Source organism: Brevundimonas sp. (assembly GCF_016463295.1).
GTDB lineage: Bacteria > Pseudomonadota > Alphaproteobacteria > Caulobacterales > Caulobacteraceae > Brevundimonas.
In genome coordinates, this window is the sequence record NZ_JAEMRO010000027.1 from 19,315 (window position 1) to 29,223 (window position 9,909).

General features: G+C 68.6%; 9 protein-coding genes. All 9 read left to right on the top strand.

Features of this window, described 5'->3' with window-relative positions:
* The first annotated feature begins 112 nt into the window (after positions 1-112).
* A complete protein-coding gene (locus JHC81_RS07755; protein ID WP_292172912.1) occupies positions 113-568 on the top strand; it encodes a division/cell wall cluster transcriptional repressor MraZ in 456 nt (151 codons plus the stop codon).
* On the top strand, positions 565-1,521 hold the full coding sequence (gene rsmH, locus JHC81_RS07760) for a 16S rRNA (cytosine(1402)-N(4))-methyltransferase RsmH (protein ID WP_292172915.1): 957 nt from the start codon (positions 565-567) through the stop codon (positions 1,519-1,521). The genes JHC81_RS07755 and rsmH overlap by 4 nt, the downstream gene beginning before the upstream one ends.
* Positions 1,518-1,949 carry a cell division protein gene (locus tag JHC81_RS07765; RefSeq protein WP_292172917.1) on the top strand — a complete coding sequence of 144 codons (432 nt, stop codon included), beginning with the start codon at positions 1,518-1,520 and terminating at the stop codon, positions 1,947-1,949. The genes rsmH and JHC81_RS07765 overlap by 4 nt, the downstream gene beginning before the upstream one ends.
* On the top strand, positions 1,946-3,703 hold the full coding sequence (locus tag JHC81_RS07770; protein ID WP_292172920.1) for a penicillin-binding protein 2: 1,758 nt from the start codon (positions 1,946-1,948) through the stop codon (positions 3,701-3,703). The genes JHC81_RS07765 and JHC81_RS07770 overlap by 4 nt, the downstream gene beginning before the upstream one ends.
* Positions 3,700-5,175, top strand: a complete 1,476-nt coding sequence (locus tag JHC81_RS07775; RefSeq protein ID WP_292172923.1) for a UDP-N-acetylmuramoyl-L-alanyl-D-glutamate--2,6-diaminopimelate ligase — start codon at positions 3,700-3,702, stop codon at positions 5,173-5,175. The genes JHC81_RS07770 and JHC81_RS07775 overlap by 4 nt, the downstream gene beginning before the upstream one ends.
* Positions 5,176-5,354: 179 nt before the next feature.
* Entirely contained in the window at positions 5,355-6,755 is a 1,401-nt protein-coding gene (gene murF, locus JHC81_RS07780; RefSeq protein ID WP_292172926.1) for a UDP-N-acetylmuramoyl-tripeptide--D-alanyl-D-alanine ligase, read from the top strand.
* Positions 6,756-7,865: a phospho-N-acetylmuramoyl-pentapeptide-transferase gene (gene mraY, locus JHC81_RS07785; RefSeq protein ID WP_292172929.1), complete on the top strand. Its 1,110-nt coding sequence runs from the start codon at positions 6,756-6,758 to the stop codon at positions 7,863-7,865.
* Positions 7,866-9,347 (top strand): UDP-N-acetylmuramoyl-L-alanine--D-glutamate ligase, encoded by a 1,482-nt coding sequence (gene murD, locus JHC81_RS07790; protein WP_292172931.1) that lies wholly within the window; start codon positions 7,866-7,868, stop codon positions 9,345-9,347.
* The coding region (locus JHC81_RS07795; RefSeq protein WP_292172934.1) for an FtsW/RodA/SpoVE family cell cycle protein at positions 9,344-9,909 on the top strand (566 nt) is incomplete at its 3' end. The genes murD and JHC81_RS07795, both read left to right, overlap by 4 nt.

The following is a 9,909-nucleotide window of genomic DNA, read 5'->3' on the forward strand; positions in this document are numbered from 1 at the left end:
GAGACCCATTCAATCCCATGCTATCCCATTCGCATCGAGTGGGGTGAGGCGTGCGCCGAACGGCGTCAATCGGATCAGAGGGGCGGGTCGAAGGGCCCGAGTTGGGGCAATCGTGTTTCTCGGAACCTATGAGAAACAGTTGGACGGAAAGCGGCGCCTGCTGATCCCGCAGGAGTTCCGCACCGCCGACAACGGAGCCCAGAACGGCGTCTTCTGCTTCTTCTCCATCGCCTCGGATTGCCTGGAGGCCGGCGGTGACCGGCTGATGGCCGAATATGTCGCCCGCATCGAGGCCCTGCCGTTCGGCAGCGACGAACGCACCGCCATGGAAGAGGCCTTCTATGCCGCCCAGCGCCCGCTGTCCTACGACAGCGGTGGCCGCATCACCCTGCCCGAAGGTCTGTGCCAGGAGGCCGGGCTGGGCGAGGATGTCGTTATCGCGGGCATGGGGCCGCGCTTCCAGATCTGGGACCGCAAGGCGTGGAACGCCCGCCGCGCCGCCAGCCGCGCCCTGGCCCGCAAGGTCATGAACGGTGAGACGACCCGAGCGGCAGGGGAGGGCGCATGACCGCCGCCCCCCACGCCCCGGTCCTGCTGGACGAAGTGATCGAAGCCCTCGCGCCACAAGCTGGCGATGTGATCATCGACGCCACCTTCGGGGCCGGTGGCTATACCCGCGCCATCCTGGCGACCGGCGCGACCGTGATCGCCCTGGACCGCGACCCGACGGTCCAGCCGCATGCCGACGCCGTGGCCAACGACTATCCCGGCAAGTTTCAGCTGGTCCGCACGCCGTTTTCCGGCCTGGCCGAGGCCTTTGCCGGGACGGGCGAGGCGCGTCTGGACGGGGTGGTGTTCGATATCGGCGTGTCCTCCATGCAGCTGGATCAGGCCGAGCGCGGTTTTTCCTTCATGCGCGACGGGCCGCTGGACATGCGTATGTCGGATGAGGGCGAGACCGCCGCCGACATCGTCAACACCTGGGACCACGGGCCGATGGCCCACATCTTCAAACTGTATGGCGACGAGCGCCAGTCGGGCCGGGTCGCCACGGCCATCCTGCGTCGCCGAGCGGAGAAGCCGTTCGAGCGCACGCTGGATCTGGCCGCCGTGGTCGAGAAGGCCCTGGGTGGACGTCGTGGGGCGGCCATCCATCCAGCGACGCGCGTGTTTCAGGCCCTACGCATCGCGGTGAATGATGAGCTGGGCGAGTTGCGCGCCGGGCTGGAGGCGGCCGAGGCGACCCTGGCCCCCGGTGGCCGTCTGGCGGTCGTGACCTTCCATTCGCTGGAGGACCGCATCGTCAAGGCCTTCCTGACCGAGCGGACCGGCAATGCGCCGGGCGGATCGCGCCATGCGCCGGTGGCCATCGACACCCGCAAGCCCAGCTTCACCCTGGCGTTCAAGGGCGCGCGCGAGGCGGGCGAGGCCGAGCTGGCGACCAATCCGCGGGCCCGGTCGGCCAAGCTGCGGGCCGCGGTGCGGACCGACGCCGCGCCGTGGGGGAGGGTGGCCGCATGACCGTTCCTGCCGTCGTTCAACGTGTCTTTGCCTGGAAGGTCCGGGGCATCCGCTGGGTCGAGATCATCGGCGTCATTCTGGTCGCCCTGATGGTCCTGTCCGTCTATGTCGCCAAGGCAGCGGCGGCGCGTCAGAGCAGCGAGATCGCCGATATGGAGCGCCAGATCGCGACCAACGGCGAGCGGGTCCGCCTGCTGAGCGCCGAGGTGGCGCGTCTGGAGCAGCCCGCACGTCTGGAGGCCCTGTCGCGCGAGGCCGGTCTGGGCCCCGTCGATGTGCATCGTCAGGCGACGGAGCAGGGTCTGCCCCTGATCGCGCCGGAGCCTGATCCTCGCCCCGTGGTCATCGCGCCCCCGCCCGCCGGTCCCGCGCCGGTCGCGGAAGAGCAGGCAGCGGTGCCCGAAGCGTCTGCGGAGGTCGCGCAATGAGCGTGCACGATCCGCATCATCAGGCCTGGACGCGTCCGGCCCCCGCTGTGTCCAGACTGGGCGAGCTGTCGCGCAAACTGCCGTCCTGGCGCTGGCTGGGCGAGGCCATGTGGTGGGTCGAGCATGCCTTTGGCCGGGCGCGGGCCGATGCGCGACCCGAAGAGGATACGCGGGTGCGAATCCTGCTGATCCGCTGGCTGTTCGCGGGCGTGTTTTTCTGTCTGGCGCTTGGTGCGGCCAAGGCGGCGCTGTGGGGGCCGCAGGTGGGGGTGGGCAGTGCCTCGCATCCGAATGCCACGATGCGGGCCGACATCGTCGATCGCAACGGGGCCCTGCTGGCCGCCAACATCACCCACTACGGCCTGTATATCGATCCGTCGGAGGTCTGGGACCGACCGGCCACCATCGCGGCCATCAAGAAGGCCGTGCCCCGCATCCGCATGAGCCGCCTGACCCGCGCCGTGAACGGCGATCGTCGGGTGCTGGCCCTGGCCCGTCTGACGCCGGCCGAGCGCGCCCGCGTGCACGATCTGGCCCTGGGTGGCCTGACGTTCGAGCCGGAGGATGTGCGGGTCTATCCGCTGGGCCAGTCCGCGCGCCACGTCGTCGGCAGCGTCGAGGAGGGCGGCGAGGTCGGCCTGTCGGGCGTCGAGAAGGCGTTCGATGCCGAGGTCCGCGCCGCCGGTGCGCGTGGTGAAACCTTCCAGACCTCGATCGACCTGCGCGTCCAAGGCGTGCTGGAGAATGAGCTGGCCGCCATGGCGCTGGAAACCCAGGCCAAGGGCGCGGTCGGCATCATCACCGACGTCCAGACGGGCGAGGTTCTGGGCATGGCCAGCTGGCCGGGCACCAACTCGCGCAACCTGGCCGCCAGCGCCACCTATGAGATGGGGTCGGTCTTCAAGACCTTCACCGTCGCCGCCGCCATCGATACAGGGCGCGCCGACATGCACACCCTGCTGGACGCCTCCGAGGCGCTTCAGATCGGCAACCGCCGCATCCAGGATTTCCACGCCCAGAACAAGGTGATGTCGCTGGAGGAGGTCTACCTTCACTCGTCCAACATCGGCACCTCGCGGCTGGCGACCGAGATGGGGCCTGCGGTCATGCAGGACTATTTCAGGCGCTTCGGCCTGATGGAGCGGGCTCCGTTCGAGATCGCGTCCGAGGCCCCGATCACACCGCGCGGATGGACGGATTCGACCCTGGCGTCGCTGTCGTTCGGCTACAACATCTCCATCACACCCTTGCAGATGGCCGCGGCCATGCAGGCCATGACCAACGGCGGGCGGTTCATTCCCCTGACCTTGCGCAAGGGCGGTCGACCCGATGCGCCGGTGCGCCAGATCATTTCGCCCGAGACGTCGCTGACCATGCTGGACCTGATGCGGCGAAACGTCGTCAACGGTTCGGGCACACGAGCCGATGCACCGGGTCTTCGGGTCGGGGGCAAGACGGGCTCGGCCAACAAGTCGGTCAATGGCAGCTATTCGACCGCCCACGCCATCGGCACCTTTGCAGGCGTCTTTCCCGCCGACGGCCCGGTCAATGCGCGGCGGTATCAGATCCTTGTTCTGATGGACGAGCCCCAGACCTATCCGCGCACGGGCGGTTTCGTCGCGGCACCGGCCGTGGGCCGGATCGCCGACCGGATCGCGCCCTTCCTGGGCGTCCAGCGCCGGGCCGACGTCTGGCGCACCGCCACCGGCGAGCGTTTGCCGACCTATGAGGACGTCGAAGGGGACGGACGATGAGCGTCCAGCCGCCCGTCCGCCTGTCCGACCTGCTGCGCCGCGACGTGGCCAGCGACCCGATGATCACGGGCGTCACCTCCGACAGCCGCAAGGTCGCGCCCGGCACCCTGTTCGTGGCCCTGCCCGGCAGTGCCGCCGACGGCCGCGCCTTCATCCCTCAGGCCCTGTCGCAGGGAGCGGCCGCCGTTCTGGCTCCGGCCGACACCGACGCCGCCATGGCTCCTGTGCTTGTCACCTCCGGCGATGTGCGCCGGGCCTATGCCATTGCGGCGCGCAGCTTCTATGGGGCGCAGCCCGCGACCTGCGTCGCCGTGACCGGGACCAACGGCAAGACTTCGGTCGCCGCCTTCTGCCGCCAGATTTGGGCGGCTCTGGGCCTGACCTCGGCGAGCATGGGCACCCTCGGGGTTTTGAAACAGTCCGGTAACGTTAATCAGGCCTTGACGGGGCCCGGCCTGACCAGCCCCGACGCCGCCGATGCGGCCCGACTTCTGGCCGATCTGGCCGAGGGCGGCGTGACCCATCTGGCGCTGGAGGCCTCGTCGCACGGTATCGATCAGCGGCGTCTGGACGGGGTCACGCTGAAGGCGGCGGGCTTCACCAACCTGACCCAGGATCATCTGGACTATCACGGCGACATGGCCGCCTATCGCGACGCCAAGCTGCGGCTGTTCGAGACCCTGCTGCCGCGCGGGCGTACGGCGGTGCTGAACGCCGATTCCGACGCCTATTCCCAGTTCGCCTCGGCCAGCATCATGTCGGGCCTGGGCGTGATGGCGGTCGGCGAGCGCGGGCGCGACCTGACCTTGCTGGGCCGCAAGGCCGTGCCGGAGGGGCAGCGGCTGTCGCTGGACGTGCGCGGCAGTCTGCATGAGGTGCTGCTGCCGCTGGCGGGGGCGTTTCAGGCGTCGAACGCCCTGGTCGCGGCGGGCCTGTGCATCGCGGGCGGCGAAAGCCCCGAGCGGGTTCTGGCGGCGATGGAGAAGATCGAGGGGGCGCAGGGGCGGCTGGAGCGCGTTCCCGGCGGAAGCGGGAAGGGTGAGGTCTATGTCGACTATGCCCATACGCCCGACGGGCTGGAGACGGTGCTGTCGGCCCTGCGACCGCATGCGACGGGGCGGCTGATCGTCGTGTTCGGGGCGGGCGGCGACCGGGATCGGGCCAAGCGCCCGCTGATGGGCGAGATCGCGGGACGGCTGGCCGATGTCGCCATCGTCACGGATGACAATCCACGCGGCGAAGATCCTGCCACTATCCGCCGCGCCGTGCGCGAAGGCTGTCCTGACGCGCAGGAGATCGGCGACCGCCGCGAAGCCATCCACCACGCCATCCACATGATGCGCGACGGGGATGTGGTGGTCATCGCCGGAAAAGGGCATGAGCAGGGTCAGATCGTCGGCGGGGTGACACACCCCTTCGATGACGCGACCGTCGCCGCCGAAGCCCTAAGACTTGAGACAAGACATGGATGACCTCCTGCTTTCCTTCCCCCCTTGCGGGGGAAGGTGGCTCGCGGAGCGAGACGGATGGGGGGTGAAACACCCACGCCTCCGGTTGGCGTCTGCTTCAATCTGCGTGTCTGCGGAAACGGCCCCCCCATCCGACCGGCTCCGCCGGCCACCTTCCCCCGCGAGGGGGGAAGGAGTGCGTTATGCCTGAGGCGCTCTGGACCTCCGAACAGATCGAAGCGGCCACGGGTGGACGCCTGTCGGGCGCGCCTTTCGAGGTCACGGGCCTGACCTACAACAGCCGCGAGATCGTGGCCGGCGACCTGTTCCTGGCTCTGAAGGGCGCGCGGGACGGGCACGAGTTCGCGGCCTCGGCCTTTGCGGCGGGGGCCGCCGGTGCGCTGACGGACCATGGCGTCGAGGGCGGACCGTCCATCGTCACGAACGATACGCTGAAGGCGCTGGAAGCCCTGGGTGTCGCTGCCCGCGACCGGGCCGTACGACGCGGGGCCGTAACCGGCAGCGTCGGCAAGACCAGCGTGACCCAGGCGATCAAGGCCGGGCTGGATCTGGCGGGGTCGTCGCACGGGTCGATCAAGAGCTACAACAACCATATCGGCGTGCCTTTGACGCTGGCGCGGATGCCGCAGGGCACGGCCCGGGCGGTGTTCGAGATCGGCATGAATGCGCCGGGCGAGATCGCGCCCCTGTCGCGCATGGTCGCGCCGCATGCGGCCTGTGTGACGACGGTCGGCCCGGTCCATATCGAGGCCTTTGCCGATGGCGAGGCGGGCGTGGCGGCGGAGAAGGCGTCGATCTTCGAGGGCCTGCTGCCCGGCGGCGCGGCGGTTCTGAACGGGGATGTGGCCCAGGCGGCTGTGCTGGAGGCGGCGGCGCGGGCGCAAGGGGCGCAGGTCCTGCGCTTCGGCACCGGGGTCGCCTACGAAGCACGGCTGATCGGGTTCGAGCCGGATGCGGAGGGCGCGACCGTGCGGGCCGAGTTGCAAGGCAAGGCGCTGGAGTATCGCCTGGCCCAATCGGGCCATCACTGGGGCCTGAACAGCCTGTGCGTCATCCTGATGCTGGAGGCGCTGGACGTGCCGCTGGACACCGCGCTGGCGGCCCTGGCCGGGTTCACGCCTCTGGCCGGGCGAGGGCAGACCATGCAGGTGGCCGCGCCCGGTGGGGCCTTCACCCTGATCGACGAAAGCTACAACGCCAATCCGCTGTCGATGGCGGCGGGGTTCCGCAGCCTGGGCGTCAGACCGGTGGGGCCGGGCGGGCGGCGCGTCGTCGTCCTGACCGACATGCTGGAACTGGGCGACCAGTCGCGGGCGCTGCACCAGGGGCTGGCGACCGCGATCGAGGCAGCCGGGCTGGACATGGTCCATGCGGCGGGGCCGGAGATGAAGGCGCTGTACGACAGCCTGGCCAGCTCGCGCCGCGGCCTGTGGCGCGAGACGGCGGCCGAGCTGGCGGCCGAGGCCATGGTGCTGGCCGGGCCCGGAGACGTGGTCATGGTCAAGGGGTCCAACGGATCGAAGGCGTCGCTGGTGGCGAGGGCTCTGACGGCCCTGGCAGAAGGCCCGGGAGGGGCGATCTAGATGTTCTACCTGCTGTATCTGCAGTTCGCCGACGTCGCGCAGGACTATCCCCTGCTGAACCTGATCCAGTATCAGACGGTACGCGTCGCATTGGCCATGGCAACGGCCATGATCGTGGCGGTGGCCATGGGCAGCCGGTTCATCAACTGGATGCGGGCGCGTCAGGGCAAGGGCCAGCCGATCCGCGACGACGGCCCGGTCTCGCACCTTTCCAAGGTAGGCACCCCCACCATGGGCGGGCTGATGATCCTGGCGGGTATCGCCGTGGCGGTCTTCCTGTGGGGCGACCTGACCAACCCCTATATCTGGATCGTCAGCTTCGTGACGGCGGCGTTCGGGGTGCTGGGCTTCATCGACGACTACGCCAAGGTGACGAAACAGACCTCTGCGGGCCTGACGTCCAAGCAGAAGCTGGCGGCCCAAGTGGTGGTGTCAGTGATCGCGGGCGTGCTGACCGTGCTCTGGATGGAGCTGTCGCCGACGTCGCCCGGGTTGGAGACGTCGATCGCCTTTCCCTTCTTCAAGGCCGTGTTGCTGAATGTCGGCTGGTTCTATGTGGCGTTCGCGGCCTTCACCATCGTGGGCTTTTCCAATGCGGTGAACCTGACCGACGGTCTGGACGGCCTGGCCATCGTGCCGGTCATGATGGCGGCGGCGGCCTTCGGCATTATCAGCTATCTGGTCGGCAACTTCATCTTCTCGGGCTATCTGGGCGTCCACCATGTGCCGGGCTCGGGCGAGCTGGCCATCTTCTGCGCGGCCATCATCGGCGGGGGCACGGGCTTCCTCTGGTACAATGCGCCGCCGGCCAAGATCTTCATGGGTGACACCGGTTCGCTGGCCCTGGGTGGCGCGCTGGGAGCCATTGCCGTCGCGACCAAGCACGAACTGGTGCTGGGCATCGTCGGCGGCCTGTTCGTCATCGAGGCGGCCTCGGTCATGATCCAGGTCGCCTATTTTAAGGCGACCGGAAAACGCATCTTCCTGATGGCCCCGATCCACCATCATTTCGAAAAGATGGGCTGGCCGGAATCGACGGTGGTCATCCGCTTCTGGATCGTCGCCGCCATGCTGGCCCTGGCCGGTCTGGCGACGTTGAAGCTGCGCTAGATGATCCCGGTCCCAGGCTTCGAGGGGCGGCGCATCGCGGTCTTCGGCCTGGGACGGTCGGGGCTGACGGCGGCGCGTGCGCTCAAGGCCGGCGGGGCCTTGCCCGTCCTGTGGGACGACAGTGTCTCCAGCCGCATGCAGGCGGAGGCCGAAGGGTTTGCGGTCGAGGATCTGACCGTCGCCGACTGGTCGGGTTTCGCGGCCCTTGTGCTGTCGCCCGGAGCGCCGCTGACACATCCCAAGCCGCACTGGACGGTGGACAAGGCGCATGAGGCCGGGATCGAGATCATCGGCGACATCGAACTGTTCGCGCGGGCCTTGGCGGCCTTGCCGGAGGGACAGCGCCCCCGCGTCGTCGCCATCACTGGCACCAATGGAAAGTCCACGACGACGGCCCTGATCGGCTGGGTGCTGAAACAGGCCGGGCTGACCGTCCATGTCGGCGGCAACATCGGCATCGGCGTGCTGGCCCTGCCGGAGCCGACGCCCGAGGCCGTCTATGTGATCGAGGTGTCGAGCTATCAGCTGGACCTGACCACCACCTTTGCGCCGGACGTGGCGATCCTGACGAACATCAGCCCGGACCATCTGGACCGGCATGGTGGGATGGAGGGGTATGTTGCGGCCAAGGCGCGGTTATTCCAAGGCTATGGTCAAGGGCGGTTCGCCTTAATCGGTACTGACGAGCCCGCTGGAAGGAAGCTGCACAATCAACTGATCGGTTTGCCGGGGACTCTGACCGCCGTGACCACCAAGGTGTTGTCGGCAGGGGGCGGTAGACGGGGCGGAACGAACCCTGACAACGTGATGGGACGCTACCCGGGACGGCGCGGTGAACTGTTCCTAGAGGGCCGCATGATGAACCTTGAGGCGACCGACGGTGAACTGACTGGCGACGGTGTAGCCATAGCGGACCTCAGGATGGCCCGCTCTCTCCGCGGCCGCCACAACGCCCAGAATGCCGCCTTCGCCTATGCCGCCGCCCGCGCTGTTGGCGTGTCGCATGAGGCCGCCGTCCAGGGACTCATCTCCTTCCCCGGCCTGGCCCACCGCATGGAGACCGTCGGCACGCTCGGCCGCGTGCGCTTCGTCAACGACTCCAAGGCCACCAATGCCGATGCCGCCCGGCAGGCGCTGACCAGCTATGACCGCAGTTTCTGGATCGCAGGCGGGCGGGCCAAGCAGGGCGGTATCGACGATCTGGAGGAGCTGTTCCCGCGCGTGGTCGAGGCGTTCCTGATCGGCGAGGCCGCGGGGCCATTCGCCGCCCGGCTGGGGGAGACCCCGCACCGGATCAGCGGCGACATGGCGACGGCGGTGCAGCAGGCCTATGCCGCCGCCGCCGCCACGGGGCGCGACGAGGTGGTGCTGCTCAGCCCCGCCGCCGCCAGTTTCGATCAGTATCCCGACTTCGAGGTGCGGGGTGAGGCGTTTCGCGCCGCCGTCCTGGCCCTCGGCGCAACCCCCATGGCCCCGTCATGACCGAAGCCTACAGCCCCGCGTTTTCGCGCAATGACAAGGGACCGGTCGCCAACTGGTTCTGGACCGTGGACCGGGGTCTGCTGGCCGCGGCTTTGACGCTGATGGGGATGGGCGTGGCGCTGAGCTTTGCCTCCAGCCCTGCCGCCATCCTGGCCGACCAGTCGATCACCGACCCCTTCCATTACAGCTGGCGGATGATGGTGTTCAGCTGTGCCGGGCTGGTCATGCTGCTGGGTACGTCCTTTTTCTCGCCCAAGGGGGTGCGCCGCATCGCGTTGGCCGCCCTGCTGTGCGCCATCGTCACCATGATGCTGCTGCCCTTCATCGGCGACGAGGTGAAGGGTGCCGCCCGCTGGATCAACCTGGGCCCGTTCAGCCTGCAACCCAGCGAGTTCGCCAAGCCGGGCCTGATCGTCTTTTCCGCCTGGATGTTCGCGGAGGGCCAGAAGGGCGAGGGCGTGCCCGGTGTCAGCATCGCCTTCGGTGTCTGGGGCCTGACGGTCGCCTTGCTGCTGATCCAGCCCGACATCGGCCAGACGCTGCTGATCACCACCACCTTCAT